At 69.7% G+C, this 25,888-nt stretch carries 24 protein-coding genes; 14 read left to right on the plus strand and 10 right to left on the minus strand.

Annotated elements, in window-relative coordinates:
• The first annotated feature begins 42 nt into the window (after window positions 1–42).
• From NRB56_RS25315 to NRB56_RS39275, 5 genes are all read left to right on the plus strand, one after another.
• Entirely contained in the window at window positions 43–876 is an 834-nt protein-coding gene (locus NRB56_RS25315) for an ABC transporter ATP-binding protein (protein ID WP_153346400.1), read from the plus strand.
• Window positions 877–918: 42 nt separating this feature from the next.
• Window positions 919–1,734 (plus strand): NUDIX hydrolase, encoded by an 816-nt coding sequence (locus tag NRB56_RS25320; protein ID WP_319943502.1) that lies wholly within the window; start codon window positions 919–921, stop codon window positions 1,732–1,734.
• Window positions 1,735–1,848: 114 nt separating this feature from the next.
• The gene (locus tag NRB56_RS25325) at window positions 1,849–2,601 is read left to right on the plus strand and encodes an enoyl-CoA hydratase-related protein (protein WP_319943549.1); all 753 of its coding nucleotides are present in this window, start codon (window positions 1,849–1,851) and stop codon (window positions 2,599–2,601) included.
• Between the two features lie 37 nt (window positions 2,602–2,638).
• Window positions 2,639–3,616, plus strand: a complete 978-nt coding sequence (locus NRB56_RS25330) for a class I SAM-dependent methyltransferase (RefSeq protein ID WP_153346402.1) — start codon at window positions 2,639–2,641, stop codon at window positions 3,614–3,616.
• Window positions 3,617–4,086: 470 nt separating this feature from the next.
• Window positions 4,087–5,613: a THUMP-like domain-containing protein gene (locus NRB56_RS39275; RefSeq protein WP_227838329.1), complete on the plus strand. Its 1,527-nt coding sequence runs from the start codon at window positions 4,087–4,089 to the stop codon at window positions 5,611–5,613.
• Between the two features lie 158 nt (window positions 5,614–5,771).
• Here NRB56_RS39275 and NRB56_RS25345 read toward each other — a convergent pair whose 3' ends face one another.
• Window positions 5,772–7,097, minus strand: a complete 1,326-nt coding sequence (locus tag NRB56_RS25345) for an outer membrane protein assembly factor BamB family protein (RefSeq protein WP_153346404.1) — start codon at window positions 7,095–7,097, stop codon at window positions 5,772–5,774.
• 331 nt (window positions 7,098–7,428) lie between these two features.
• Here NRB56_RS25345 and NRB56_RS25350 point away from each other — a divergent pair, with 331 nt between their 5' ends.
• The 3 genes from NRB56_RS25350 (at window position 7,429) to NRB56_RS40550 (ending at window position 10,542) form a co-directional block, all read left to right on the plus strand.
• On the plus strand, window positions 7,429–8,175 hold the full coding sequence (locus tag NRB56_RS25350) for an acyltransferase (RefSeq protein ID WP_319943503.1): 747 nt from the start codon (window positions 7,429–7,431) through the stop codon (window positions 8,173–8,175).
• A 66-nt stretch (window positions 8,176–8,241) separates the two neighbouring features.
• The gene (locus tag NRB56_RS25355) at window positions 8,242–8,787 is read left to right on the plus strand and encodes a DUF1697 domain-containing protein (RefSeq protein WP_153346405.1); all 546 of its coding nucleotides are present in this window, start codon (window positions 8,242–8,244) and stop codon (window positions 8,785–8,787) included.
• Window positions 8,788–8,895: 108 nt separating this feature from the next.
• Window positions 8,896–10,542 carry a M4 family metallopeptidase gene (locus tag NRB56_RS40550; RefSeq protein ID WP_194290986.1) on the plus strand — a complete coding sequence of 549 codons (1,647 nt, stop codon included), beginning with the start codon at window positions 8,896–8,898 and terminating at the stop codon, window positions 10,540–10,542.
• Between the two features lie 6 nt (window positions 10,543–10,548).
• Here NRB56_RS40550 and NRB56_RS25365 read toward each other — a convergent pair whose 3' ends face one another.
• Window positions 10,549–11,190, minus strand: a complete 642-nt coding sequence (locus NRB56_RS25365) for a TetR/AcrR family transcriptional regulator (protein WP_153346409.1) — start codon at window positions 11,188–11,190, stop codon at window positions 10,549–10,551.
• Between the two features lie 51 nt (window positions 11,191–11,241).
• Complete coding sequence (locus tag NRB56_RS25370) at window positions 11,242–12,141, minus strand: SAM-dependent methyltransferase (RefSeq protein WP_153346411.1); 900 nt, start codon at window positions 12,139–12,141, stop codon at window positions 11,242–11,244.
• A 193-nt stretch (window positions 12,142–12,334) separates the two neighbouring features.
• On the opposite strand from NRB56_RS25370, the gene NRB56_RS25375 reads away from it, so the two are divergent.
• On the plus strand, window positions 12,335–13,039 hold the full coding sequence (locus NRB56_RS25375) for an SDR family NAD(P)-dependent oxidoreductase (protein WP_153346412.1): 705 nt from the start codon (window positions 12,335–12,337) through the stop codon (window positions 13,037–13,039).
• A 321-nt stretch (window positions 13,040–13,360) separates the two neighbouring features.
• Here the strand turns inward: NRB56_RS25375 and NRB56_RS25380 are convergent, their stop codons facing one another.
• Complete coding sequence (locus NRB56_RS25380) at window positions 13,361–14,668, minus strand: NAD(P)/FAD-dependent oxidoreductase (RefSeq protein ID WP_319943504.1); 1,308 nt, start codon at window positions 14,666–14,668, stop codon at window positions 13,361–13,363.
• A 114-nt stretch (window positions 14,669–14,782) separates the two neighbouring features.
• Between NRB56_RS25380 and NRB56_RS25385 the strand changes: the two genes are divergently transcribed.
• On the plus strand, window positions 14,783–15,688 hold the full coding sequence (locus tag NRB56_RS25385) for a LysR family transcriptional regulator (RefSeq protein ID WP_153346747.1): 906 nt from the start codon (window positions 14,783–14,785) through the stop codon (window positions 15,686–15,688).
• 3 nt (window positions 15,689–15,691) lie between these two features.
• On the opposite strand, the gene NRB56_RS25390 is transcribed toward NRB56_RS25385, so the two are convergent.
• Complete coding sequence (locus tag NRB56_RS25390) at window positions 15,692–15,970, minus strand: hypothetical protein (protein WP_153346415.1); 279 nt, start codon at window positions 15,968–15,970, stop codon at window positions 15,692–15,694.
• 972 nt (window positions 15,971–16,942) lie between these two features.
• Between NRB56_RS25390 and NRB56_RS25395 the strand changes: the two genes are divergently transcribed.
• Genes NRB56_RS25395 through NRB56_RS25410 form a run of 4 tightly spaced genes read left to right on the plus strand, consistent with a single transcriptional unit; the run spans window position 16,943 to window position 21,461 of the window.
• Window positions 16,943–18,226, plus strand: a complete 1,284-nt coding sequence (locus NRB56_RS25395) for a cytochrome P450 (protein WP_153346417.1) — start codon at window positions 16,943–16,945, stop codon at window positions 18,224–18,226.
• Window positions 18,227–18,241: 15 nt separating this feature from the next.
• Window positions 18,242–19,921, plus strand: a complete 1,680-nt coding sequence (locus NRB56_RS25400; RefSeq protein WP_153346420.1) for an AMP-binding protein — start codon at window positions 18,242–18,244, stop codon at window positions 19,919–19,921.
• 38 nt (window positions 19,922–19,959) lie between these two features.
• On the plus strand, window positions 19,960–20,232 hold the full coding sequence (locus NRB56_RS25405) for an acyl carrier protein (protein WP_153346422.1): 273 nt from the start codon (window positions 19,960–19,962) through the stop codon (window positions 20,230–20,232).
• Window positions 20,229–21,461, plus strand: a complete 1,233-nt coding sequence (locus NRB56_RS25410; RefSeq protein WP_153346424.1) for a phthiocerol/phthiodiolone dimycocerosyl transferase family protein — start codon at window positions 20,229–20,231, stop codon at window positions 21,459–21,461. The genes NRB56_RS25405 and NRB56_RS25410 overlap by 4 nt, the downstream gene beginning before the upstream one ends.
• A 74-nt stretch (window positions 21,462–21,535) precedes the next feature.
• Here NRB56_RS25410 and NRB56_RS25415 read toward each other — a convergent pair whose 3' ends face one another.
• The 5 genes from NRB56_RS25415 to NRB56_RS25435 are packed head-to-tail and all read right to left on the minus strand — an operon-like array spanning window position 21,536 to window position 25,540.
• Entirely contained in the window at window positions 21,536–22,744 is a 1,209-nt protein-coding gene (locus tag NRB56_RS25415; RefSeq protein ID WP_319943505.1) for a cytochrome P450 family protein, read from the minus strand.
• A 26-nt stretch (window positions 22,745–22,770) separates the two neighbouring features.
• Window positions 22,771–23,397 (minus strand): GTP-binding protein, encoded by a 627-nt coding sequence (locus NRB56_RS25420; protein ID WP_153346427.1) that lies wholly within the window; start codon window positions 23,395–23,397, stop codon window positions 22,771–22,773.
• Window positions 23,372–23,722, minus strand: a complete 351-nt coding sequence (locus NRB56_RS25425) for a DUF742 domain-containing protein (RefSeq protein WP_153346429.1) — start codon at window positions 23,720–23,722, stop codon at window positions 23,372–23,374. The genes NRB56_RS25420 and NRB56_RS25425 overlap by 26 nt, the downstream gene beginning before the upstream one ends.
• Before the next feature lie 8 nt (window positions 23,723–23,730).
• The gene (locus NRB56_RS25430; protein ID WP_153346431.1) at window positions 23,731–24,138 is read right to left on the minus strand and encodes a roadblock/LC7 domain-containing protein; all 408 of its coding nucleotides are present in this window, start codon (window positions 24,136–24,138) and stop codon (window positions 23,731–23,733) included.
• Window positions 24,139–24,145: 7 nt separating this feature from the next.
• Window positions 24,146–25,540 carry an ATP-binding protein gene (locus NRB56_RS25435; protein WP_153346432.1) on the minus strand — a complete coding sequence of 465 codons (1,395 nt, stop codon included), beginning with the start codon at window positions 25,538–25,540 and terminating at the stop codon, window positions 24,146–24,148.
• Window positions 25,541–25,888 lie beyond the last annotated feature (348 nt).

A 25,888-nucleotide genomic window follows, 5' to 3' on the forward strand; every position in this document is an offset into this window, starting at 1 on the left:
CGAACCGACCGAGTTGACGATGGACCGGACGGGTCGGCAAAGATGTACCCCGTGCCGCAACCGGATCCCGATCTACTCATAGATTTCAACGAGGTCACCGTCCGGCGTTCGGGCCACACCCTGGTCGGTCCGGTGACCTGGCAGGTGGAGCTGGACGAACGCTGGGTTGTGCTGGGCCCCAACGGCGCCGGCAAGACCTCCCTGCTACGCATGGCCGCCGCCGAGATGCACCCCACCTCGGGCGTCGCCATGCTGCTCGGCGAGAAGCTGGGCCGCGTCGACATCAACGAGCTACGTCCGCGCATCGGTCTCTCGTCGGCCGCGGTGGCCGCGCGGGTGCCGCTGGACGAGAAGGTCAGCGACCTGGTGGTTTCCGCCGGTTACGCGGTGCTCGGGCGCTGGCGCGAACGCTACGAGGACGTCGACGTCGACCGCGCGGTCGACATGCTGGAAAGCCTGGGCGCCGAACATCTTTCCGATCGCGCCTACGGCACCCTCTCCGAGGGCGAGCGCAAGCGGGTCCTGATCGCGCGGGCCCTGATGACCGATCCGGAACTGCTGCTGCTCGACGAGCCCGCCGCCGGCCTCGATCTGGGCGGGCGCGAGGAACTGGTGGAGAAACTCGGCGATCTGGCCGCCGACCCGGACTCGCCCGCCACCGTGCTGGTCACCCACCACGTCGAGGAGATCCCGCCGGGCTTCACCCACGGCCTGCTGCTCAAGGAGGGCAGCGTCGTCGCGCAGGGCCTGCTCGAGGACGTGCTGACCGCGGAGAACCTCAGCGAGGCGTTCCACCAGTCGATCGCCCTCAACCGCATCGACGGCCGGTACTTCGCCCGCCGCTCGCACCGCTTCGGCCGCCACCGCAGCCGGTAGGGGCCTCCTCGCGCCGGATCGTGCGGCGGTTATGGTGCGAAGGTGAGTGAGATCATTGCCGGGGCGGAATCGCCGGCGGCGCCCAAGGACGCCTCCACCGTGATTCTGGTCCGGGACGGCGCGTCGGGGCCCGAGGTGTTTCTGCAGCGGCGGGTCGACGGGATGGCGTTCGCCGCCGGGGTGACCGTGTTTCCGGGCGGCGGGGTGGACGTGTCGGACAGTGTGGCCGATATCGGCTGGGCCGGGCCGGACGCGGCGTGGTGGGGCGAGCGTTTCGGCGTCGGCGAGGATCGAGCGCGGGCGCTGGTGTGCGCGGCGGTACGGGAGCTGTTCGAGGAGTGCGGCGTGCTGCTGGCGGGACCGACCGCCGATACCGTCGTGACCGAGGCCGAGACCCACAGCGCGGTGCGGGAGCAGTTGGTGCGCCGCGAGCTGACGCTCGGCGAATTCCTGTCCCGGGAGCGGCTGGTGCTGCGCGCGGACCTGTTGCGGCCCTGGGCCAACTGGATCACCCCCGAGATCTCGCCGCGGCGCTACGACACCCACTTCTTCGTGGCGATGCTGCCCGCGGGGCAGCGGGCCGACGGCGCCACCTCCGAGGCCAGCGAGGTGCGGTGGGCCACGCCCGCGGCCGTCCTGGACAGCTGGCGGGCCGGCGCCGACGAACTGCTCGGGCCGACCTGGACCCAGTTGCGCACACTCCACGGATTCGCTTCCGCCGCAGACCTTTTCGCCGCCGACCGCGATATCGAAACGGTACTGCCGGTGCTCGAGCGGGGTGGTGATCGGATCCGCCTGGTGTTCCCCGACTGCGACGCGTACTACGCCGATCTGCCCGCGGCACACCGGCGCTGGTAGTAGTAGACCGTGATCACCGAGCCGGCGGCGAGCGTCGGACACCAGCCGGCGGCGAACGCCGGACACCAGTCGGCGGCGAACGCCGGACACCAGTCGGCGGCGAACGCCGAATATGTGAGCGTGCAACGGCCCGAGGCCGGAATCGCCGTGCTGCGGTTCGCGCGGCCGCCGACGAACCTGATCGACGCGCAGCTGGCGTTCGAACTGGCCGGCGCCGCACGCGCGCTGGGGGAGGACGAGTCGATCGCCGCGGTCGTGGTGTACGGCGACGAGCGGGTGTTCAGCGCGGGTGACGACCTCGCCGAGGCGGCCCGGCTGACCGTCGAGCAGGCGCGCGCGATGGCCGGCGACGTCCAGTCCGCCCTCGGCTGCCTGGCCCGCCTGCCGCAGCCGACGGTGGCGGCGATCAGCGGTTACTGCCTCGGCGCCGGTCTGGAGCTGGCGTTGGGGGCCGATCGGCGCATCATCGGCGACAACGTCAAACTGGGCCTGCCGCAGATCCGCGCCGGACTGCTGCCGCCGGCCGGAATCCGCCGCCTGAGCCTGCTGATCGGGCCCGCCGCGGCGAAGGATCTGGTGTACACCGGCCGGTTCGTCGGACCGGACGAGGCCGCGGCGCTGGGCCTGGTCGACGAGGTGGTCGCGCCCGACGACGTATACCTCGCCGCACTGCGGTGGGCCCGGCGTTTCGTCGGCGGCCCGCGGCTCGCGCTGGCCGCCGCCAAGCGGGTGTTCGAGGCCGGTCCGCACGGTGCCGAACGGGCCCGCGTGGAGTGGGCGGAGCTGTTCGCGACCGCCGACCGCAGCATAGGAACACGTTCTTATTTGGCCGACGGTCCCGGCTCCGCGGATTTCTCGGGTCGCTGACAGCGGCGATTTTGACCCTCGAGTAAGGTTGGCCACCATGACCGGACGCCCCGACGATCCCGCGCCCAACCCGCACGCCACCGAAGCACAGGTACAGGCCGCCCTCGCCGACAACAAGCTCGCCCAGGTGCTGTATCACGACTGGGAGGCCGAAACCTACGACGACAAGTGGTCGATCTCCTACGACGAGCGCTGTATCGCCTACGCGCGGGGGCGTTTCGACGCGGTGGCGCCGAATGCGGTGTTGCCGTACGAGCGGGCGCTGGAACTCGGCTGCGGCACCGGTTTCTTCCTGCTGAACCTGATGCAGTCCGGCATCGCGAAATCGGGCTCGGTCACCGATCTGTCCCCGGGCATGGTGCGGGTCGCCACCCGCAACGCGCAGCGCCTGGGCCTCGACGTGGACGGTCGCGTCGCCGACGCGGAGACCATCCCCTACGAGGACGAGACCTTCGACCTCGTGGTCGGACACGCTGTGCTGCACCACATTCCGGACGTGGAGCTGGCGCTGAAGGAATGCCTGCGGGTGCTGAAGCCGGGCGGCCGCTTCGTCTTCGCCGGTGAGCCGACCACCATCGGCAACCGGTACGCGCGCAGACTGGGCCAGGCCACCTGGAAGGTCACCACCGAGATCACCAAACTGCCGTTCCTGCAGGGCTGGCGGCGGCCGCAGGAGGAGCTCGACGAGTCTTCGCGCGCGGCGGCGCTGGAGGCGGTCGTCGACCTGCACACCTTCGATCCGGCCGACCTCGAGGGCATGGCGACCCGGGCCGGCGCGGTCGACGTGCACGCCGAGACCGAGGAGTTCGCGGCGGCGCTGTGGGGCTGGCCGGTGCGCACCTTCGAGGCGGCGGTGCCCGACGAGAAACTCACCTGGCGCTACCGCATGGTGATGTACCGCGCCTGGCTGGGCCTGAGCTGGCTGGACGAGAATGTCATGCGCCGCGTCGTTCCCCGGCAGTTCTTCTACAACGCCATGCTCACGGGTGTGAAGCCGGGCGCTTCGGGCCGGTAGGCCGGGGCCGTGCGGCACATCGTGACCGCGCGTGCCCGGTGGGCGACGACGTAACCCGGTGCGGCGGTGCTGATTCCGGCACACCGCCGGCGCCGGGGCGGCAGCAGGCCGTGCCGGGCGTGGTGACTGCGTGCCCCCGGCAGGTGGGCCGGATTTCCGCACACGACCGAAAGCGCTGTGGCCGTGCGTTCACGGACTCCGCAGGCTTACCGGATGCGTACGTCCGGTGGCGATGCTCTCGTCGAGATTCGGGTGGCGCGCTCCCGGGGCCGCGTTCGTATGTCGTGTGACAGTGGCATTCTCGTGCCAGGCGCACTGTGGACGATTCGGTTCCGCCGAGGGCGGCGAACGGTGCCTGTTGTCGCGCACGGCAGCCGATATCGAGGCGTCGAGGGGAATTACGGTCGGTGCGGTGCGACCGTTTCGCGGTGGCGTATCGGGCCGCAGGATCCGGGTCGGAGGGAAGGGTGATGGGCTATCGGTTCTCGCGAGCGGATGTCGGGTACCTGGGTGGCCAGGAGGGGGTAGCGGCGCTCGCTGCGGTGGACGAATTGCCGCTGACCGCCGCCAGTCTGGTGCGCGACCTCGAGCGGGTGCGGCGGGACTTCGGGGAGCGGGCCGGGGTGCTGGTGGAGACGGTGCGGCTGCGGCGGCGGGCCGCGGTGAAGCTGCCGGGGGCCGAACATTGGCTGTTCGACGACGACGCGTTGCAGCAGGCGACGCCGACGGTGGTGGCCGCGCATCGGGCGCGCCGGCTGGCCGGGCGGGCGGTGCACGACGTGACCTGTTCCGTCGGTGCGGAACTGGCTGCGCTGCAACAGGTTTGCCCGTCGGTACTGGGTAGTGATCTGGACGGGGTGCGGCTGGCGATGGCGGCGCACAATCTCGGCGGTGCGTCGAACGTGCTGCTCGCGCGCGCGGACGCGCTGGCGCCGTGCAGCATCGGGACCGTGGTGATCGCCGATCCGGCCCGGCGCGCGGACGGCCGCCGGACCTACGATCCGGCGAAACTGCAACCGCCGCTGCCGGATCTGATCGAGGCGTATGCGGGCCGGGACCTCGTGGTGAAGTGCGCGCCGGGTATCGACTTCGACAGCTTCCTGGTGGGCGTGCCCGGCCGATCCGGCGCACCGGGTGGCGTGCCCGGAGTCGGCGCGAGAACACCTGCGGCCGAACAGGACTACAGCGGGACGGGGCCGGCTCCGCACGCCGCTGAGGTCCGGCCCGGCGATGGCGGAGTACGGCCGGAGGGCGGGACTTTCGGGTCCGGCGATGCGGCATCGGTACGCGGAGCGGGGGAGGGTGGCTCCGGCGGTGGCGTTTCGCCACTGCCCGGAGCCGAGGGCAGCGGGGGCGGCCGGGAGTCCCGGCGGCGTGGCGCTCGGGGCGGTCCGGGCGGGAGCGGACGGGGGCGGGGTGCCGGGCGGAGCTCGGACGGACTCGGGGGGATGCGGTGGCACGGGGAGGTCGAAGTGGTGTCGCTGGACGGGTCGGTGCGGGAGGCGTGTCTGTGGTCGGCCGGGCTCGCTACGCCGGGGGTGACGCGCCGGGCGTCGGTGCTGAGTACGAATGGGCCGGGCTGGACGATCACCGATGCCGAGCCGGACGACATTCCGGAGCGGGAGCCCGGGGACTGGATCGTCGATCCGGACGGGGCGGTGGTGCGGGCCGGGCTGGTTCGGCACTATGCCGCGAGACACGGCCTGTGGCAACTGGATCCGCGCATCGCCTATCTCACCGGGGATCGGGTGCCGGACAGGGTGCGGGGGTTCCGGATTCTCGACCGGCTCGACTTCCGGGAGAAGGCGTTGCGGGCGGAGTTGCAACGCCGCGACTGCGGTCCACTGGAAATCCTCACGCGCGGTGTGGATCTCGATCCGGACGCGTTGCGGGCCCGGCTGCGGCCGCGCGGCGGTACCCCGCTCACTCTGGTCGTGACGCGGATCGGGGCGACGCCGACGGTGTTCCTCTGCGAAACTCCTTCGGTCACACGCTGATCGGGGCTTCGTCCCGCCGGGGAACAGCACCGGCCGGACGTCGGTTCCGGTCTCGTGCCGTGGCGGATCCCCGCCGGTGGCGTGCGGGTCCGTCGCACACGGATGCCGGTCGTGTCCGCACCAGGAGCGGTCGGCGCGGTGTGCGACGCCGCCCGCGGCTACTTCTCCGGCTTGAAGGCGTACACCTCGCCGATGCGGGTGGTGACCACGACCTCGCCCTCGGCGCCGATCGCGGTGCCCACCGTGGTGCCCTGGGCGTCGGGCAGGACGGCGGAGGCCACGGTGGCGCCGGTGCGGGTGTCGAAGGTGACCAGGTTCAGGCCGGTGCCGATGGCGGCGACCACGTAGCCGGTGTCGCCGGCGGTCTGTACCGGACGGCCGCGGATCTGTAGATCCTTGCGCTCCCAGGCGATGTCGACGGTGTCGCCGCGGTCGCGCAGGGCCACCAGGTGGCCGTCGTCACCGCCGGGGATCAGGAGGCCGTCGGCGGCCGAGATCGCGCCCATCGGTGCGAAGCCCAGTGGCTGGGCCCATTTCCGGTGGCCGTCGCCCGCGTCGACGGCGAGCAGTTGGCCCGCATTGTCGCCGACGTAGACGGTCTTGCCGTCGGGGGAGAGGGTGGGGCTGGTGGCGCTGCCCTCGGTGAGCAGGTCGGCGCTCCAGTCCTGGCGAATCGTCTTGTCCGCGTAGCGCAGAGCCGCCAGCGACGCCGTGGCCGAGCCGGGGCGCCACACGGTGACGTAGAACCGGCCCGAGCCCGGGTCGACCGCCGACACGTTGGCGACCGGGCAGTGCGGCCAGCCGAAGGCGCAGTCGTCGATGCCCTGGCCGTCCGGGGGGCGCGGCAGATCGGGCAGTTTCATGTAGTCGGGCTCGCCCAGCGCCTGATAGGTGGCGGCGACGCGGTCGCCGGTCTGCCGGTCGAGCACGTCGATCTGGCCCAGCTGGCTGACCGTGAGTACCCGGCCGTCGCCGGTGAACTGCACCGATACCGGGACACCGGCCACCGGGGTGCGCCAGCGCGGCTGACCCATCTGGGTGAACGAGTTCACGCCGCCGTTGTCGCCGAGGTACACGTTGGAGGCGCCGTCGACCGCCGAGGTGGTGGCGATCGCGTCCGGCCCGAGCACGTTGCAGAAGCGCTTGCGGCCGCTGAGCATCTGGAAGGAGAAGACGGATCCGGTGATGCCCGGATTGCCGGTGCAGTCGTTGCCGGTGCGGGTGGTGACGAAGACCTGCCCCTGGGCGCCCACGGTGGCCGCCGACATGACCGGCCCGCCGATGGGCCGCGACCAGCCGAGCGTGAGGTGGCGGGAACCGGACACCGGGCTGGTGGCGCTGTTGCGGGAGTCGTGGAACGCCGAGGGCCAGCCCTTGCCCGGCCCGACCGACAGATCCTCGCGGCCGCCGCTGCACGCGGTGAGGGCCAGCAGTCCGAGCGTGCCGAGCAGCGCTACCCGGAAAGCCTTTCGGCGCAACGACATCCGAGCGCGGGCGCCGACACTGCGCGCCGCCGCGCTCGATCCCTCCGTATCCCCTGCACGCCGGTCGTGCTCGCTGTGCTCGGGTCGCCGGCTGCTGTGACGCACCTGACTGTGCTCCCCTCTGCTGGTACGGGCCTGCATGACCCTAACCCCTCCGGCCGACACCGTGACCGCCTGCCTCGCCCGGAAACCGGTTCGCCGGATTTCCCGGCGTCACGAGGGCGGGGAGCGTTCGCGGGTGCGGCGAACGTACCCTGATAGCTCACGGTCGGCACCGCGGAAGGACGCCGCGGAACAAGATACGGTCGCCCGAGGACACGAGGAGCAGTTCGTGACGAGCATGTGGGGCGCACCGTTGCGCGCACGCTGGCGGGGTTCGCGTCGGCGGGATCCGGAACAGGCCCGATTCCTGACCGCGGCGTCACTGCGGTGGGTGCTCGCCAACCGCGCGTACACGCCGTGGTATCTGGTGCGCTACTGGCGGCTGGCGAAGTTCCGGCTGGCCAACCCGCACATCGTCCTGCGCGGCATGGTGTTCCTGGGCCGCCGGGTCGAGGTGCACGCCACCCCTGAGTTGGCCCGTATGGAGATCGGCCGGTGGGTGCACATCGGTGACGGCAACGCCATTCGCTGCCACGAAGGTTCGCTGCGCATCGGCGACAAGGTGGTGTTCGGCAAGGACAACGTGGTCAACACCTACCTCGACATCGAGATCGGGGAGTCGACCCTGGTCGCCGACTGGTGCTACATCTGCGATTTCGACCATCGGATGGACGATGTCACGATGCCGATCAAGGATCAGGGCATCGTGAAGAGCCCGGTCCGCATCGGTCCGGACACCTGGATCGCGGCGAAGGTGACCGTGTTGCGCGGCACCCGGGTCGGGCGCGGTTGCGTGCTCGGCGCGCACGCCGTGGTGCGCGGCGACATCCCGGACTTCGGCATCGCGGTGGGGGCACCGGCCAGAGTGGTGAAGAACCGCAAGCAGGCCTGGGACGAGGCGGCCGACGAGCGGGCCCGGCACGAGGCGGCGCTGGCGGACATCGCGCGCAAGAAGGCCGGAACCGCCGCGCGCTGAACATCCGCACACACTTCCGGGTCGGGCGGCCGGAGCTTGTCGGTGGCAACCGGTACGGTCGGCCGCATGATTCGCTACGCCGCCCTGCTCCGCGGGATCATGCCGACCAATCCGAATATGCGCGGCGAGAAGTTGCGCGAGGTCTTCACCGGTCTGGGTTTCGAATCCGTCGGCTCGGTACTGACCAGTGGGAACATCGTCTTCGGCAGTACCGAAACCGATGTTCCCGCACTGGAATCGCGTATCCAGAAGGCATTGACGTCCGAGTTGGGCATCGCCGGCGGCACGCTGATCCGCAGTCGCGACGAGTTGCGGGAACTGGTCGACTCCGCACCCTTCGGTGAGCGCACCCACGGTCGCGGCAGCTATCTCACCGTCACCTTCGTGAAGAGCGATGCGCCGGGCGCACCGTCGCGGCCGCTGCCGGCGGAGCTGGCTCCCGTCATCGAGATCCTCGGATACGACGCCGCCGCGCGGGCGGTGTTCGCCGTCATCGACAACTCGAAGGGCGGGAGCACGCCGAGCCATATGGCGTGGCTGGAACGCATGTACGGCAAGGACATCACCACGCGCACCTGGCTCACGGTGCAGAAGGTGCTGGCGAAGCTGTAGGGGACCGGCCGCCGGGCGCGGCCGGAATCGAGATGCCAGGGAATCGGGGCACCCGACAGTACTGTTCGATACGCGTCTGCTATGGCGACCGGCACGGGAGGCTCTGGCATGTTCGTACGTCCAGCGGTGGTGGCGAGTCTCGTTCTGGCTCTGATGGCGGTCCCGGCCGTCACCGTGGTGGCGCAGCCGCCACCCTCACTGGTGAACAGCCCCAAGACGATTCATCGCAACTCCGGCGGATCGGTCCGCCAGGTCGTGCCCGACGCGCCGGTGCCGGCGCCCGGCGGCGCCGCCGATCCGAGCCGCGCGGCGGTGGCCCACGCACCGGATGTCGCGCAGGTGTTCGGTTCCCGGCCGGCCGCCGATCTGGCGGTCCAGCGGGTGTCGCGGCGCGGCACGGGAACCACGGTGCGCCTGACCCAGTCGGTCGACGCGGTGCCGGTCTACGGTGGCGGCGTCGCGATGGCGCTGAAGGCCGACGGCGCCCTGCTCTCGGTCACCGGCGCACTCGCCGAACAACTCCTGGGCCGGTTCCCGGCCGAGGCTCCGGCCCCGACCGCGGCGGCCCGGTCGGCCGCCTTGGACCGCACCGCCGAACTGGCCCGCGCCGAGGCGGCCGCGGTGCGGGTGCGGTCCGAGAGCTCGGTCTGGTACGACCCGGGTCTGTCCGGCAGCGGCCGCAGCGAGCACGTCGCGCGCCCGGCCTACCGGTTCGATCTCGCCGTCGGCGACCGCGGGTGGCGGGTGTTCGTCGACGCCACCGACTCCCGGACGGTGCTCGACGCCTGGCAGACGGCGGAGGATCTGATCCGGGTGATCTGCGACGCCGATTCCGGCGGCGACGAGTTGCGCCTCGACATCCCCTGCGGCGGGCCCGGCAGCTATCCGGTGGTGCGCACGGAAGGCGGTCCGCCGGTCACCGACGAGGACGACGCGAACGAGGTCTACGACTGGATCGGCGACACCGACGTCTTCTATCACCGCTACACCGGCCTGGACAGCTTGACCGATCTCATCGGGATCGACGCCCACGACCGCAACGGCCCCGCGCTGCGGTCGGTGGTGCGGGTGTGCGTGGTGGCCTGCCCGTATCGCAACGCCTACTGGGCCGAGGGCGTGGGCTTCGTGATCGGCGCACCGGTGGTCGCGATCGATGTGGTGGCGCACGAACTCACGCACGGCGTCACCGAGAAGACCAGCGGGCTCGACTATCTCAACGAATCCGGCGCGATCAACGAATCCATGTCCGACGTCTTCGGCGAGTTCACCGAACTGACCACCGAACGGATCCCGCACGCGCCGGAGGACCGCTGGAAGGTCGGCAACGGCACCGAGGTGGGGGTGATCCGCGATATGCGTTCGCCGCGTTCGGGACCCGGGCATCAGCCGGAGGTGTACCGCGGGCCGGGCTGGCAGCCGGCCGTCTATTCCGACCGCAACCGGGTACCGGACCGCGGCGGCGTGCACACCAACAGCGGTGTGGGCAACAAGCTGGCCTATCTGATCACCGACGGGGACACCTTCAACGGCCGGACGGTACGCGGCCTCGGCCTGGTCAAGGCCGCGGCGTTGTACTGGACCGTGCAGACCCAGCTCTATCCCAGCGCCGACTATCCGGCCTTGGCAGCCACCCTGCTCACCGCCTGCCGCGATGCCGTGGCGGACGCTCTCGCGGGCCTGACGACCGCCGATTGCGCCCAGGTGCACGAGGCCGTCGACGCGGTGCAGATCCCCGTCGTCGCGGAGAAGGCATGAGTGGGCTCAGCGGCCGGATTCCATTGCCACGCGCAGGATCTCGGGATCCAGCGGCTGTCCGGGCAGGGGGTGCGCCGCGGCGGTGCGCAGGCCGTCGAGCAGGATCGCCACATGCCGCCGCCACGCCTCGGGGGCCTGCGGCCGCACCCCTTCGGTGGCGCGCACCACCGACCACAACAGCAGCCCGATATCGGTGACGTCGACATCCGGCCGCAGCACCCCGGCCGCCTGGACCCGGGCGATCAGCTCGCGGAACAGTTCCTGGCCACGGTGTTTCGCGGCCTCGATCCGGCTGCCCGCGGGCAGCGGCCGCACGCAGACATCGGTGAAACCCCGATCGGCGGCCTGTAATTCGGCCATCGTGGTCAGGTGCTGCGTCAGCCCGGTCCACGGGTCCGCGGCCCGCAGCGCCGCCTCGGCGCTGCGCACCGACTCCTCGACCCGGTCCAGCTGGGTCTCGTCGATCAGTTCGGCGCGGGTGGGGAAGTGGTTGTACAGGGTGCCGATGCTGACACCAGCGTCGCGGGCCACCGCGTTCAGGGAGGCGTCGAGGCCGTCGGCGGCGAATCGTCGCCGCGCCGCGCTGAGTACCTTGTCCCGATTGTCCCGGGCGTCGCGGCGTCGCGGTCGCGGCGCGAGATCCACCATCTTCCCAGCCTAACAATGCCCCCGAGCCGCCGGCGCCGGACGACCGGCCGATCAGGGCTTGATCGCGACCCCCGCGAAGATGCCCTGCCGCGCCACGTCGGCCGGGTCGGGTGCGGCGGCGGGCCGCAAATCGGGTGCGGCGGCGGGCCGCAAATCGGGTACGGCGGCGGGCCGCAAATCGGGTGCGGTGGTGGGCCGCCAGTCAGGCGCGTACACCACCCCGGGCTCGACCAGTGCGAAGCCGTCGAAGAACTCCGTGAACGCCGCCCGGGTGCGCGGCGTCGCCTGATCGGTCACCACCCGGTTGTACTCCGCCATGCCGGCGACCGCCCGCGCGCGGAAATCCGGATCGACATCGTCCAGCGACAGGTGACTCATGGCGACACAGCTGCCGGGCGGCAGCCATTCGCGCAATGTCGCCATGACCTCCAGCGGCCGATCCGAATCGGGCACGAAATGCCACACCGCGACGACCAGCAGCCCCACCGGCAGGTCGTGGCTGATCAGCCGCGCGACATCCGGATGGTCGAGGATGTACTTCGGATCGCGCAGGTCGGCCTCCAGCACAGTCGCACTGCCCAGCGCGCCCTGCGCGGCCAGCAGGTCGTGGGAGCGGTGCACCGCCTCCAGGTCGTAGTCGACGTAGACCACCCGGCTGTCCGGTGCGACGGCGCGCGCCACCTCGTGCGTGTTGCCGGCCGTCGGCAGCCCGGACCCGATGTCGAGGAACTGCCGCACCCCCCGCTCGGCCATGTAGGTGACCGCGCGCTGCAGAAAGTTCCGATTGTGTTGTGCCAGTACGCCACCGTGCGGAGCGATCCGTGTCAGGTGCTCCGCGTGCAGCCGGTCGACCTCGAGGATCGGCTCCCCGGACAGCAGGTAGTGGTAGATGCGAGCGGCGGACGGCCCGTTGGCGCCGAATTCGCCCGCGGGAAAATCCCGATCGCCCATGACTGGACCCCCTGATCGCGGAACCGGATGCCCGTGCACCCGAAACTCCTTCGATCGCAGCATCTTACGTGCGGACGCCGCGACTCGCCGAGCGCGTCCGGGAACGCGCGCATCTTCGCCCTCCGACTCGACGTGACGCTATCTCGAGAGCATACTCAACTTGAGTACCCTCTCGACTTTGGAAGGACATCACATGCCCCACCTGGCACTGTTCGGCGCCGGTCCCGCCCTCGGCCTGTCGGCGGCCCGCCGCTTCGGCCGCGCCGGCTATTCGGTGACGCTGACGGCGCGGAACAAGGACACGCTGGAACAGTTGCGCGCGGCCCTCACCGCCGACGGCGTCACCGCCGACGTCCTGTACGCGGACCTCGCCGACGACGCGCAGGTCGACGCCGCGCTGGCGGAACTGCAAGGCCGTCACGGGGTTCCGGACGTGGCGCTCTACAGTCCGGGCGACGTCGCGCGGCTGCCGGTCGACGCGCTGTCACTGGACGTGGACACGCTGCGTACCTGGCTGCCGCTGCATCTACTGACCCCGGTCCGCATCACGCACGCGCTGCTGCCCGGCATGCTCGAGCGCGGCTCCGGCGCGGTGCTGATCGCGCAGGGCATCGCGGTACGGGAGACGCAGGCCGCGCTGGCGAGTGTGAGTGTGCCGAGTTCCGGCCTGCTCAACTATCTGCACGCGATCGATCAACAGGTGCGGGACCGCGGGGTACGGGTCGGCAGCCTGCTCATCAGCCGCTTGATCGAGCGCAGCGCGGCCCAGACCCTGTTCGACTCGGGACATTTCGCGACGGTCGAGCCGAACGAGGTCCCGCGGGTGCATCCGGACGAACTGGCCGAGGAGTTCTTCGCGATGGCGACCACGGCCGCCGAGGTGGGCCGCGCCGCGTAGCCTCGCGCCCTGGACAAGTAGACAACGGGTGTGCGGGGGACGCCGACTCGGCCGCGAGGGAGCGCGTAGGCACACCGCACTGGGAAGCGCAGATAACTGCCGTGCGAGGGCGCGCGCCCAACTGCGATGTCGGATATGTGCAGCGATGGCCGCGCGGGGGTGTAGCCACGGCCGCGCGGGGGGTGCGGCAGTGGCCCTGCCGGGCATGCGCGGCACGACCGTGCCGGAGGCGCGCGGCCGACTGCCGTGTGGGAGTGGCAAATAGGGCGAGGCCCTCCGCACCGATCCGGTTCGGAGGGCCTCGTAGGCGGGCGAATGCGGTCAGGCCGCGCGTTGCTGCGGTATCGGGACCGCCTGCGCCTGCCGGTCGGCCTCCTGGAATCCGGGTCGCCCGGTACCGATGAACGCCACCAGCCAGGACAGCACGGCGACGAACCGGTTGCGGAACCCGACCAGGTAGAACAGGTGCACCGCCAGCCAGGTGAGCCATGCCAGGGTGCCGGTGAACTTCAGCTTGTCGCTGAGCTTGGTGACCGCGCTGAATCGGCTGATCACCGCCATCGAACCCTTGTCCTTGTACCGGAACGGGGTGCCCGGCTGCTTCTTGCGGCGGATGATGTCGGCGACGTGCCGGCCCTCCTGCATCGCGGTCGGCGACTGGCCCGGGTAGCCGTTCAGCGACGTCATATCGCCGATGGCGTAGATGTCGGCATGGCCGCCGACCGTGCAGTCCTGGTTGATGAGCAGCCGGCCCGCGCGGTCGGTCGCGCAGCCGGTGACCTCGGCCAGCAGCTTCGCGAAGCCACCGGCCTGCACGCCCGCCGACCAGACCACGGTCTCGGCCGCGATCAGCCGTTCCACGCCGTCCTTGCTCTTGACGGTGACCTTGCCGGCGTCGATGTCGGTGACGAAGGTGTCCAGCAGGACGTCGACACCGTTGCCGCTCAACGACTTCAGCGCGTACTCGGACAGGCTGCCGCCGAACGGGGGCAGCACCGCGCCCGCGCCCTCGACCAGGGTGACCGAGACGTCCTCGTGGTAGTGCCGTTTCGACAGTTCCTTCAGCTGACCCGCGACCTCGACGCCGGTCGGCCCGGCGCCCACGACGACGAAGCTCAGCAGCCGCTTGCGGGTCTCCGCGTCGGCGTGCGCGGCCTCGTCGAACGCGCGCTTGATCTGCGCGCGCAGCCGCTCGGCATCGGCGATGGTCTTCAGGGAATAGGTCTTCTCGGCGAAATCGTCACGGCCGAAATAGGATTGGCTCGCGCCGGTGGCGGCGATCAGCGAGGAGTACCGGATCCGGCGCGGCCCCTCGGGTGTGTCGTAGGTGAGCACGGCGGCGTCCGCGTCGAGATCGACGACGGTGCCCAGCCGTACGTCGGCGTTGCGGTGCCGGCGGCCGTCCAGGATGTCGGCGATCGGCGGCGCGATGTCGCCGGAGGGGAGCACGCCCGTGGCAACCTGATAGAGCAGTGGCTGGAACAGGTGTTCCGGCGTGCTCGAGATCAGGACGTAGTTCACCCTCGATTTGCTCAATTGCTTCGCTGCGGCGAGTCCGCCGAAGCCCGACCCTACGATGACCACATCGGTGGTCTCGATGTCGTGCTGGACCCGCAGATCCTCGTCCACTATGACCTCCTCCTTCTGCCATTAGTAAACGCGATTCCGAATCTGGCTGTTCCGCGGGTCAGGGCGCATAATTCAGATGACTCTTATCTAGATCGTTCATGAATGGAGATCTCGATGGAACTCCGGCAGCTCGCTTACTTCGTCGCGGTGTGCGAGGAACTCAGCTTCAGCCGGGCCGCCGCGCGGTGTTTCATATCGCAATCAGCTATCAGTCATCAGATCGCTCGGCTCGAGCACGATCTTGGCACACAGCTGTTCGAGCGCTCCACCAGGTCCGTGGTTCCCACCGACGCGACCACCCGGCTACTTCCCCTTGCCAAACAGATGCTCAGCCTGGAATCGGCGATCCGCGCAGCTGTGCGAGCATCCGGCCCGCGAATTCGCCTGGCTGCGAACATGTCCTTCGCAACCCGGTCGCTGTCGGCCATCGCCGCCGCGCGGGCCGCCCATCCGGGGGCCGAGATCGAGTTCGTCATCAAGCCGTTCCGGCAGCGCATCGCGGCCGTCGCGGACGGTGACTGTGATATGGCTCTCATCCGCGGCAGCGTCGATCACCCCGGTCTGACGGTCCGGAAACTGTGGGTGGAGAACCTCGTGATCGCCGTGTCGACGGCCCACCCGTTGGTCGGCCGCGAGAATGTGACGCTCGCCGATCTCGGCGGTTATCCACTGTTGCTCCCGCCGGAGCAGGAACAGATCCTGCTGCACAACATCGTGCGCGCCGCCTATCTGCCCGGCCGCCCGGCCTACGGCCCGCCGATCCCGCCGGATCACACCGCGACGATGGAGTTGGTCAACCGGCCCGACGCGTGGACCATCCTCTATGCCGACAGCGCCACCGAGGGCATCGCGACACTGCGGCTGGCCGGGCGGCCGCTGCGGGTGCCGGTCTCCGCGGTGCTGCGCACCGACGCCCGGCCGTCACCGATCCTGGACACGCTGCTGACCACCTTGCAAGGTGTGCGCGCCGACCCCCCGACCGACGAGCCGGGGCCCGGCGAATCCGCCGCGCCGGAATAGATGTCAGCGCACCCCGCAGGCGCCCACCGTGTAGCACCAGCCCAGCCAGCGCAGGCCGGCCGATTCGGTCGCGGAGCCGGTGACGAGCGCGCCGGGCAGGCTGAACGGGATCGCCGGGGTGGCGCTCGAGCCGCTGCCGATCGTGATCTGTTCCGCGTCAGGGTATTCCGCCGTCAACGGCAGTCCGGCGGCGATCGGGACCGGGGGCGCGGCCGACGCGTCGATCGTCAGCACACCGGAGAGCAGGGCTCCGGTGATCAGGGTGACAGCGAGAACTCGCATGGCGCTGTTCCTTTCCGGGCGGGTCGGGGCCCGCGGCACCCCATTTTGAAACCTTAACACTTCAAATGTGTCCGTTTCGTGAAATCTACGGTCGTTCCCGCCGTCGCTCACTCGGGCCCGGTAGCACAGCCGCCTGCCGGTCGGTGGTCCATGGATCGGCGAACGTTGGGTGCGGGACAAAGTCCGTAGGGATCGATGAGCGGTCCGTACGACCGGAGAAGGGGTGCGGGCGGATGCGGCGGCCGGGGCGCGCGGCGGGCGGGCGCCTGATCCTCGATTGCGGACAAGTAGCACGATTGCGACATCCGGCGGATCGGGCGGGGTGCGCGGCGCCGGATCGGGCGCGCGGCAGATCGCGTGCGGACGGCGCCCCCGGAATCGGGGGCAGGCCGGAGGCGGTCCGATCTCGGCGCCTGTGCCGCCGAACGGCAGCGTCGCGTCCGGATCCGAGGCGGCGGCGAAAGTGCCTACAGCGCATGTTGTTTGAGTCTGAACAGATGGCCGGAGTCGAGACCCCTGATCGAGTGGTCAGGGAGGGAACGCATCCGGGGAAGATGGTTTCCCGGAGTGGGTGACGGTATTCCGAATGTCGCTCGGATGAGCCGAAATACTTGCGGTGCAGTGTGTTTCAGATTCCGGCCGGAACCGGGTAGCGACTCGGTCGCTCGCCGGATGCTGCGCGAAAACTGTACGGCCGCACCACTTGTTGCGGGCGTGTCGTGCTATGCTGTCCCCGGGTCTGTCATGGACCGCAGGGATTCGGCCAGAAAGGCATTGTTGCGCAAGGAGTTTGTTTTGTCGCGCCATCATCAGGATCGGTCCCGCTCATCCGAATAACGGTGGTGCCAAGGAGGTTCGATTACACGGCTGGGAAACTTCGGCCGTATTCGATTTACTTCTCGATCGCCGCTACGAGGGCAGAGCTCTGTCCCCAGGTGGATCGAGACCGATTACCGATTGGGGATCACCGCCATGAGCTCGACAACCCCGGACCGCATGCTCGAAACCCGGGCGCCCGTGGTCGAATTCGCTGCCACCAATGCCCTTCTGGATTTGTTCACACCGTCCGGCTGGGTCGATCCGCACCGCTCCTACGCGGCGCTGCGCGAACATTCGCCGGTCTATCCGATCAGTTCCCGCAGTGTCCTGGTGACCGGATACGAGGCGTGCTCGGAGGTCCTGCTCGATCCGCGGCGCTTTCACGTGCCCGACAAGGATTATGCGGACCGGGCACTGGCGGGCTGGCGTGATCATCCGGCGGTCGTCGCGTTGTACAACATTCTGCTGTACCAGAATCCGCCGGACAATCTGCGCGCCCGGCGATTGCTGTTGCGAATGTTCACCGGCGCCAATGTCGTGGCGCTGCGATCGCTGTTCGAGCGCCACGCCGCTGCGGGCGCCGATCTGGAGCCGCGGGAACAGGACGGCATCGCCGATGCCACGCACTCGTTCACCACGATTCCGAACGCCGTCATCGCCGAGCTCTGCGGCATCCCACCGTCGGACATACCGTTCGTGTTCTCGCTACTGGACTCCGCCGGTTTCGCCTACAACCCGCACAATCCGCCCGACCCCGGATTGGCGGCGGCGAATACCAAAGCGGAGCAGCTGGACGCGTACATCCGGAACCGGATGCTGCCCGGGCAGCGGCACGGCGGCGGTGGCATCGTCGCGGAGCTCGCCCGGGATTGGCCGGCCGAGGACGAGGACGGTCTGGCCGGCACCATCGCCTTCCTGTTCGCGGCGGGGGCCGTCACGACCGTATCCCTGCTCGGCGCCGGGATCGCGGCCCTGTGCGAGCAGCCCGGCCTGCTCCCGCGGTTGCGCACCGACGACGCGCTGCTCGCCTCCTTCGTCCAGGAGATCGTCCGGTACGACCCGCCCGTCCAGCTCGGCACCCGGTTCGCGGTCGCCGACACGACCCTGAACGGTATGCGTATTCCGCAGGACACCACTGTCCTGGTCTGTTACGGCGCGCTCGGCCGGGATCCGGCGCATTTCCCCGAGCCGGACACTTTCCGCGCGGACCGTTTCCGCACCGGCGGCGTGGATCCGCGGCGAATTCTCTCGTTCAGCACCGGAACACACCGTTGTGTGGGAGCCGCTTTCGCGCTGACCGTCGCCGAGGCCGCCTTCCGGGCACTGGCACAACGTTACGACAGTGTGCGCCTCGCCGCTCCGCCGCAGCGTGAGAATTCCAGCGTCGTCCGGACATTCACCCGACTCGAAGTCGTGGCGGAACCCCGCCGCAAGTGAAAGGGATGACCACCCATGACTGTCGTGTCGTCGCCACGCCCGGACCACGATCCGTTCGCGGATATGACCATTCCCGATGCGCTCGCCGCGGCGGCCCGGAAATCCGACCGGTCGCACTGGTATTTCCCGCAGATTCGAGCGGAGACGACGCTGATCGATATGTGCGAGGGCGGATTTCGCGTCGCGCGCGCACTGCGGGCGGCGGGAGTGGGTCCCGGCGACGTGGTCGCGGTATTGGCGATTCCCGGAACGAACATCTGGCAGAGCATGATCGGCGTGATGGCCGCCGGCGCCGCCGCCACCGCCCTGGCCCTGCGGCCGGTGCGTGGTGACCTCGACACCGAGGTGGCCGGCTACGCCCGGATCATCGAGGCCGCGGGCATCCGGCATCTGATCGTCGAACCGGATCTGGCCGATCTGGGCACCGCGCTGCGGGCCCGGCACCCGGGGCTGACCTGCTGGACACCGCGCGAACTGGACGGGGGCGGAACCGCGGGGCTGCCGGACGTCGCACCCGGCTCACCCGCGGTGATCCAGTTCACCTCCGGCAGTACCGGAAATCCCAAGGGCGTCGTGCTGACCCACGCGGCCGTGCTCGCGCATGCGCACGGGCTGGCGACCGCCGCCGGAATCGGCCCGGAAGATGTTCTGGTGCAATGGGTTCCGCACTACCACGACATGGGCCTGTTCGCGCCGCTGGCCCTGACGCTGGCCGGCGCGGACGTGCACGTCCACAGCCCGCTGTCGTTCGTCCGGGACCCCGCCGGCTACCTGACCTACCTCGCCGAGCACCGCGGCACGATCACCTCCGGGCCCGACTTCGCCTACGACCTGGTGATCAGGACGGTGGACCGGATGTCCGCACCGGTGGACCTGAGCGCCTGGCGGCTGGCGTTCAACGGCGCGGAGCCGATCCGGGAGGCCACGATCCGGCGGTTCGCCGACGCGCTGGCGCCCTGGGGGGTCGGCCCGGGGGTGATGTACCCGTGTTTCGGCATGGCGGAGGCGACCCTCGCTGTCACGCTCCGGGTTCCGGGCCGCGCGCCGCGCGTGCTGCACGTCGATCGGGACATCCTCGCCGACCGGCGGCTGGCCGCCCCGGTCGATCCGGCCTCGGCCGCAGCGAAAGCCGTTGTCGCGCTGGGCTCTCCGCTGCCGGGCATGTCCCTGCGGATCATGGGTCCGGCCGGGGCCGCCGGTCCGGGTGAACTCGGCGAGATCCAGCTGCGGGGACCCAATCTGACCACCGGCTATCTGAACGAGCCGGCGGCGACGGCGGCGCTGTTCGACGAGGGCTGGCTGCGCACCGGTGATCTCGGATTCGTCGACGACGGTGAGCTTTTCATCGCCGGCCGGGCCAAGGAGATGATCATCGTCAACGGGCACAACCTGTTTCCGCAGGACGTCGAGGAGGTGGCGCGCAGCGTGCCCGGCGTCCACCGCCGGCGCTGCGTGGCCGTCGCGGTCCACGACGCGGAGACCGAGCACATCCTGGTCGCGGCCGAATGCGACGACCCGCAGCGGGCACCCGCGGTCGAGCGGCAGATCCGCGCGGTGGTCGTCGACGCGCTCGGGGTGGGCGCGGGCGCGATCCGCGTCGCGATGCTGGAGCCGGGCTCGATTCCCCGTACCACCAGCGGGAAATGGCAGCGGTCCCTGGTGCGCAGCCGGTACGCCACCGCCGCGCCCGCCTAGAGACGTCACCGAGAAAATCACGCGAGAAGTAGGGAACCATGACCAGTCAATCGTTGCGGACCGACGAACTGTGGAAGTCCGTCGTCGAGGTGATCTCCCGGGAATTCGACGTCCCCGCCGATGCTCTCGAACCGGAGACCCTTCTGCTGCACATCGAGGGGGCGGATTCGATCAAGCAACTCCGTGCCGTCACCCAGCTCGAGCACATGTTCGGTGTCACCCTGATGACGGCGGCGGTGCCGCCCGCGCAGAGCCTGTCGGACCTGGTGACCCAAATCGGAGGCCTGCGCGAGGCGAACGGCGGACAATGAGCACCGTTGCGGCCCAACACGGTTCGAAGATCAGGCAGCTCGCGCCGAGCGAGGAGATGTTCGTCGGGTTCGGCGAGTACATCGGGCTGTCCCTGCGGACGGTCGGCACGCTCGACACCGACACCCTGGCGGACGCGTTCGACGCGCTGCTCGACAGTCATCCGGTACTCACCGCCTGTCTGAGCTGGGACGGCCACGGCCACAACCTGGTTGCGCCCGCTCCCGGTCCCCGGCTCGCCGCGTCCGTCCGCGACGGCCGGCTCGACGAGCCGCTGGCCGGGGCCGACCCGGATCCGGAGAACGCCCTCGCGGGCCTGTACGTGGTCCGCGACGGCCGCCGCGCGGTGGTGACCCTGCTCGTGCACCACTGCATCGCCGACGCCCTGTCGGCCTCGGCGATGCTGGCCCAGATGTGGTCGTACTACACCGATCTGACGGAGAACCGCACCTTCATGGTCGTGCCGCACGAGTTCCCGGCCTCGGCCGAGGAACTGCTGTCCGGCCGGCCCCCCGAGCGGCGGACCGGATCGGCGCCGCGCGCGCCGGAACCGGTCGCCGCCGGTTCGGTGCCGAACATCCTGTCGCTGCGCCTGACGGCTGCGGAGACCGAGCATCTGGTCGAGATCGCGAAACGCGAACTGGTGACGGTCAACAGCCTGGTGACGGCCGCGATCGTCCGGGCCGAGGCGGACTGCCTGGGCCTGTCCCCGGACGGCATCCGCTTCCACTATCCGATGAACATGCGCGCGGTGACCAGGCCGCCGACGCCGGTCACCGCGGGCACGGCCGTCCTGGGCATCGGCCGATTCCGGCCCCCGGCCGGGGTCACCGATCAGGTGGACATCGCCCGGGCCTTCGCCGACAATCTGCGCGCCGAACTGGTCGACGGCACCGTCCGGGATTCGGCCCTGCGGCTGCCGGAGGCCTTCGGCGCGATATCCGGGCACGGCCCCGGCGCGGTGCTGACCACCAACTGGCAGACGATCGTGCCGCCCCCGGTGCCGGACGGCCTGGAATTCGAGGATTTCCACGCCACGATCTATCACCGGCCGCGGCGGCCCGGCACCGTCGGCCTGGCCGAGACACCCGGCACCACACTGTATTTCGTCAACATCTTCCAGGGCCGGCTGCGGGTGCAGATCAGCGCGCCGCAGTCGGTCGCCGTCGAGCCGAGGCAGCGGCGGCTGACGGCGCTGCGGTCGTACCTGGCCGGCGTCGGCGTGGCCTGAGACGGGGCGGTCCCCGGAAACGTTCCGGTGGAACGATTTCCGGGGACCGGTGGCATGCCGTCAGGGGCGGCGACTCATACCGTCAGCGGCGGCGACTTCGGGAACGTGATCGGCAGCGCGGTCAGCGAACGGTGGAAAGGTCCCGGCCGCCAGGTCAATTCGGCGGCTGGCACCGCGAGGTGCGGCTCGGGGATGGCATCGAGCAACTGCTCGATGGCGTCGTGCGCGATCACGTACGACATCGAACGCGCGGGACACGCGTGCGGGCCGGCGCTCCAGGCCAGATGCGATCGGTTCCCGGTGTGCGCGCGGGCGCCGACCTCGGGGTCGGTGTTGGCCGCCGACAGGCTGATGACCACCGGATGATGCGCCGGCAGCCACTGCCCCTCGATGAACACCGGCTGCCGCGGGTAGGACACGCTGAAGTTGGAGATCGGCGGGTCGGTGAACAGCAATTCGTTCAGCGCGTCCGAGATGGACAGACTGCGTCCGTGCCAGCCGCGCCCGGCGAAGCGGTCGTCGGTGAGGATGAGCAGCAGGGTGTTGGTGATGAGGTTCTGCTCCGGCTCGGTGCCCGCGCCGTAGAGGGTGACGATCTGATTGGCCAGTTCGGCGTCGTCGAGATTGGCCGAATGCTGCATCAGCCGGGTGGCGACGTCGTTACCCGGATGAGCGCGTTTCAGGTTCACGAGCTCCATCAGCGCCGCGGTGAGCAGATCGCCGCCCTCGGGCACACCCTCGTACACCATCGCGATACTCGACGCGATCCGCTCGCCGAGCTCGTCCGGGCAGCCCAGCATGGCGTTGAACACGGCGAACGTCAGCGGGAAGGCGTAGTCCGCGATCAGTTCGGCGCTGCCGCTCTCACAGAACCGGTTGATCAGCGGGACGGCCAGCCGCTCGATGGTGGCGTGCAGGGCGTGCAGGTCGACGCCGTCGAGCGCGTGGGTGTTGACCTTGCGGTACCGCGCGTGCTCGATTCCCGCGCTGCGCAACGCGTTCGGGCGCCATTCCAGCATCGCCATGATCGGCGAGTCCGCCGGCGCGTTCTTCTGCCAGATGCGCGGGTCGGCGGGAAAGTGGTCGGGATCGTTGAGGATTCGCACCGCGGTCCGGTAACCGACGACCAGCGTCGCCGGGACGCCGGGGGCGAGATCGACCGGCACCAGCGGGCCGTAACGGTGGCGCATCTCCGCGTAGGCGGCGTGCGGATCGGCGGCGAACTCGGGGGTGTAGAGCGGCACGCGCGGACCGGCGGTGCCTCCGGGCGAGTCGAGGTGCACCGGGCGATCGTCTACCGGGTGTTGTGTCACGAATGGGGCTCCAGACGACGAAACAGGAATTCGACGAGAGTGATCAGCGACTGCAGGCAGGTGCGGCGGTCGCGGGCGTCCACGCTGATCAGCGGGGTGGTTTGTTCCAGGTCCAGCGCATCGCGGATGTCGTCCAGCGGGAAGCGGCGGGCCGTGTCGAACTCGTTGACCGCCACCGCGAACGGCACGCCCCGCTCCTCGAGATGGGCCAGCACCTCGTCGGCCTTGTCGAGGCGCCGGGTGTCGACCAGGACGAGCGCGCCGAGCGCGCCCCGCGCCAACTCCTCCCACAGCGGCAGGAAGCGCTGCTGACCGGGGGTGCCGAACAGGTACAGCACGGTCCGCTGATTCAGCGTGATCCGCCCGAAATCCATGGCGACGGTGGTGGTCGACTTCTCGTGCAGATGGGCCATGTCGTCGACGCCGATGCTGGCCTCGGTGATGGTCTCCTCGGTCCGCAGCGGCTTGATCTCCGACACGCTGCTGACGAAGGTGGTCTTGCCGACTCCGAAATTGCCCGCGACGAGCAGCTTCACGGAACGGGTGACAGTCGCGGGCACGTATTCGACGGTGCGTTGCGGCACCACCTCGGCGCGCTCAGACGGCGAGAGCGCGGAGCCCATTCAGTACCTCCTCGAGCAAAGCGGCCTCCGGCAGGTGATCGACCGGAGTGGGAATGGTCAGATGACCGCTGTCCAGCAGATCGGACGCGATGATCTTCACCACGGACGGCGGTTGGTCGAGGTAGGCGGCGATCTCGGCGATGGACAGCGCACCCCGCCGATCGCAGACGCTCATCACGCGCCGGGCATCGGGAGTGGCGTTGGCCGCCGGGTCCAGTGCCGCCGTCACCAGCGTCACGAGATCGATGTCGCGGGTGGGACGTGATCGCCCACCCGTTCGCACATAGGCCCGGACCAGATCGGGATCGCTCCACGGGGTGTTCATGGGAGGGGTCACCCCTTCCGGGGCAAGCTACCGAGTTCGCGGCCGACCCGCACCGCGAGTTCGTTCATCCGGTGCGCGACCAGGCTGACGTCCACCTCGATCGTGGTGGAAACGCCCAGCAGCGCACCCTGACCGGCCGCCGTGATGAAGATCATGCCGCCGTCGTACTCGGTCATGTTCTGGCGGACGGTATCGGTCGAACCACAGAATTCGCCGAGCGCCTTGCCCAGGGAGCGCAGGCCCGATGCCGCCGCCGAGAAGCGTTCGGCGTCATCGACGGTGATGTCACCGGTGTGCGCGATCCGTAGCCCGTCCTCGGACAGCAGTACCGAGAACCGAACGCCGGGGACGTTGAGCTCGTCGAGTGTCCAGGACAGTTTGTTGGTATCGAAAACAGCAGAACCAGGTGTACCCATCAGGATGTCATCCTTCGGTGTGTTCGTATGCGGCTGCGCGACCGGTCTGGGAGCCGATGCGCCACTCCGCGGCGATCTCCGGACGGGGGAGGGTTTCGGCGCCGCCGGAACGGCCCTCGTCCTCCGCGTATCCGCCCGAGACCTCCGGAGTGTGGGGTACGGCGGTCAGCGCCGCCGCCCGGCGGCGCCGGCGCGGCAGGCCGCCGTTGGTGCTTTCGGGAACGTTCTGTGGGGCCGTCTCGGGCTCGATGATGGTCGGCTCCTGTCCCGAGCCCCTCGCCTCGCGGGTCGCGACCTCCGGAGTGGGAACCGGCGACTCCTGGGGAGTCAGCAGTGCCTCCGGAACGAACACCATGGCACGCATGCCCCCGTAGGCATTGGGCCCGTCGATATGAACGGTGAACCCGTAGCGCCGCGCCAGTGCGGCGACACCCGGGAACCCGACTCGCGGGGTGAGTCCGAGATGGAGCACGTCGACCACCCGCTCGCCGGACAGCACCTCCCGTGTCTCCTCCAGCTGGTCGGCGTTCATCCGCACGCCGGCGTCGTCGATCAGGATCGTGACGCCGTGGTGGCCCTCCTGGAAGCTGACGTCGACATAGGAGTTCGGCGGCGAATACCGAAGTGCGTTGTCCAGCAACGTGGCCAGCGTGTGCACCAGCGGTTCCACCGCGCGGCTGACGACGATCCGGTCGAGCTGCTGCGGGCGCACCCGGGTGTACTCCCGGACTCGGCCGATCGCGCCGCCGACCACGTCGGTGAGCAGCTGCCGCGGCCAGCGCCGGCCGGGCAGACCGCCACAGACGATCACGTACGACTGCGCGAGATGGATCATCTGCTGCACGCTGTGATCGATGTGGATGAGCGTCTCGTAGACCGCGTCACTGCGGTGCTTGCGCAGCGCGACGCTCACCACCTGGCTCACGTCGGCGCCGATGCTCACCACCGAGGTGCCGAAGGCGCGCACGGCGCCGCCGGTCGCGTCCCGGGCGCTGGTCTCCACGTCGCCGCGGACGGCCTGCTCGGTGCGGGCCACCGCCGCCCTGGTCTCGCTCTCGGCCTCGCGCAGGGTCAGCTCCCTGGTCTCCGCGCGGACCCGATGAATATCGTGAACATAGTTGTCCGCCAAGCGATGTAGCGCATGGGCGAAGTCGGGGTCGGTGCTGACGACGGGCTTCTCCAACGGCGTCTCGCCGCGGCGGGCGGAGTCGGAGATGTAGCGCATCGTGCTGCCGGTGAAATGTTCGAACTCTTCCGCGCGCGTCTGTAGGGCCCGTCGGGCCGCCTCGGCGCGGTCGTACTGCCGTGCAGCGTAGTACGACGCGTAGAGCGCGGCCGCGACGGCCAGTACCAGGCATGCGCCTAGAATCCACGAAATCGTAACGGCGGTAGTCTGATTCATCAGGTATCCACGTTGCCGGCGGACCGGTCGCCTGTCCTTTCCTCAACTCGCCGACCGTGCGGTCGGGATCCTTCGGAGGGGTCGGCGGCGCCGGGTACTGCGCCGCCATGTGCAAACGCTCGAATCGGGTATACCGGACAGGAAGATTCACTTCTTGTACTTACCTGCCGAGGAACCGGCTCGGGTATTCGATGAGCCCTGACGTTATCAGCAAATCGAGCAGACAGCTACCGAAACGTTATGTACCGCTTGGTATGTCGATTTTCAGCCAGACGGCCGTAAGTCCGTGACGTCCGGAGATGTACCGGAAGTCCGGAAATGCCGGAGACCCCAGTCGAATTCGACTGG

The sequence above is a fragment of the Nocardia aurantia genome (genome assembly GCF_009604425.1).
Classification (GTDB): domain Bacteria; phylum Actinomycetota; class Actinomycetes; order Mycobacteriales; family Mycobacteriaceae; genus Nocardia; species Nocardia aurantia.

What these genes read in the sequence shown, in the direction of transcription:
- NRB56_RS25345 (WP_153346404.1), bottom strand. Translation starts at nt 7,097, where the DNA reads ATGTCGTTGCGCCGAAAGGCTTTCCGGGTAGCGCTGCTCGGCACGCTC.
- NRB56_RS39275 (WP_227838329.1), top strand. Translation starts at nt 4,087, where the DNA reads ATGGGCTATCGGTTCTCGCGAGCGGATGTCGGGTACCTGGGTGGCCAG.
- NRB56_RS25425 (WP_153346429.1), bottom strand. Translation starts at nt 23,722, where the DNA reads ATGAACACCCCGTGGAGCGATCCCGATCTGGTCCGGGCCTATGTGCGA.
- NRB56_RS25330 (WP_153346402.1), top strand. Translation starts at nt 2,639, where the DNA reads ATGACCGGACGCCCCGACGATCCCGCGCCCAACCCGCACGCCACCGAA.
- NRB56_RS25385 (WP_153346747.1), top strand. Translation starts at nt 14,783, where the DNA reads ATGGAACTCCGGCAGCTCGCTTACTTCGTCGCGGTGTGCGAGGAACTC.
- NRB56_RS25405 (WP_153346422.1), top strand. Translation starts at nt 19,960, where the DNA reads ATGACCAGTCAATCGTTGCGGACCGACGAACTGTGGAAGTCCGTCGTC.
- NRB56_RS25365 (WP_153346409.1), bottom strand. Translation starts at nt 11,190, where the DNA reads ATGGTGGATCTCGCGCCGCGACCGCGACGCCGCGACGCCCGGGACAAT.
- NRB56_RS25315 (WP_153346400.1), top strand. Translation starts at nt 43, where the DNA reads ATGTACCCCGTGCCGCAACCGGATCCCGATCTACTCATAGATTTCAAC.
- NRB56_RS25430 (WP_153346431.1), bottom strand. Translation starts at nt 24,138, where the DNA reads ATGGGTACACCTGGTTCTGCTGTTTTCGATACCAACAAACTGTCCTGG.
- NRB56_RS25420 (WP_153346427.1), bottom strand. Translation starts at nt 23,397, where the DNA reads ATGGGCTCCGCGCTCTCGCCGTCTGAGCGCGCCGAGGTGGTGCCGCAA.
- NRB56_RS25435 (WP_153346432.1), bottom strand. Translation starts at nt 25,540, where the DNA reads ATGAATCAGACTACCGCCGTTACGATTTCGTGGATTCTAGGCGCATGC.
- NRB56_RS25410 (WP_153346424.1), top strand. Translation starts at nt 20,229, where the DNA reads ATGAGCACCGTTGCGGCCCAACACGGTTCGAAGATCAGGCAGCTCGCG.
- NRB56_RS40550 (WP_194290986.1), top strand. Translation starts at nt 8,896, where the DNA reads ATGTTCGTACGTCCAGCGGTGGTGGCGAGTCTCGTTCTGGCTCTGATG.
- NRB56_RS25400 (WP_153346420.1), top strand. Translation starts at nt 18,242, where the DNA reads ATGACTGTCGTGTCGTCGCCACGCCCGGACCACGATCCGTTCGCGGAT.
- NRB56_RS25355 (WP_153346405.1), top strand. Translation starts at nt 8,242, where the DNA reads ATGATTCGCTACGCCGCCCTGCTCCGCGGGATCATGCCGACCAATCCG.
- NRB56_RS25395 (WP_153346417.1), top strand. Translation starts at nt 16,943, where the DNA reads ATGAGCTCGACAACCCCGGACCGCATGCTCGAAACCCGGGCGCCCGTG.
- NRB56_RS25370 (WP_153346411.1), bottom strand. Translation starts at nt 12,141, where the DNA reads ATGGGCGATCGGGATTTTCCCGCGGGCGAATTCGGCGCCAACGGGCCG.
- NRB56_RS25390 (WP_153346415.1), bottom strand. Translation starts at nt 15,970, where the DNA reads ATGCGAGTTCTCGCTGTCACCCTGATCACCGGAGCCCTGCTCTCCGGT.
- NRB56_RS25375 (WP_153346412.1), top strand. Translation starts at nt 12,335, where the DNA reads ATGCCCCACCTGGCACTGTTCGGCGCCGGTCCCGCCCTCGGCCTGTCG.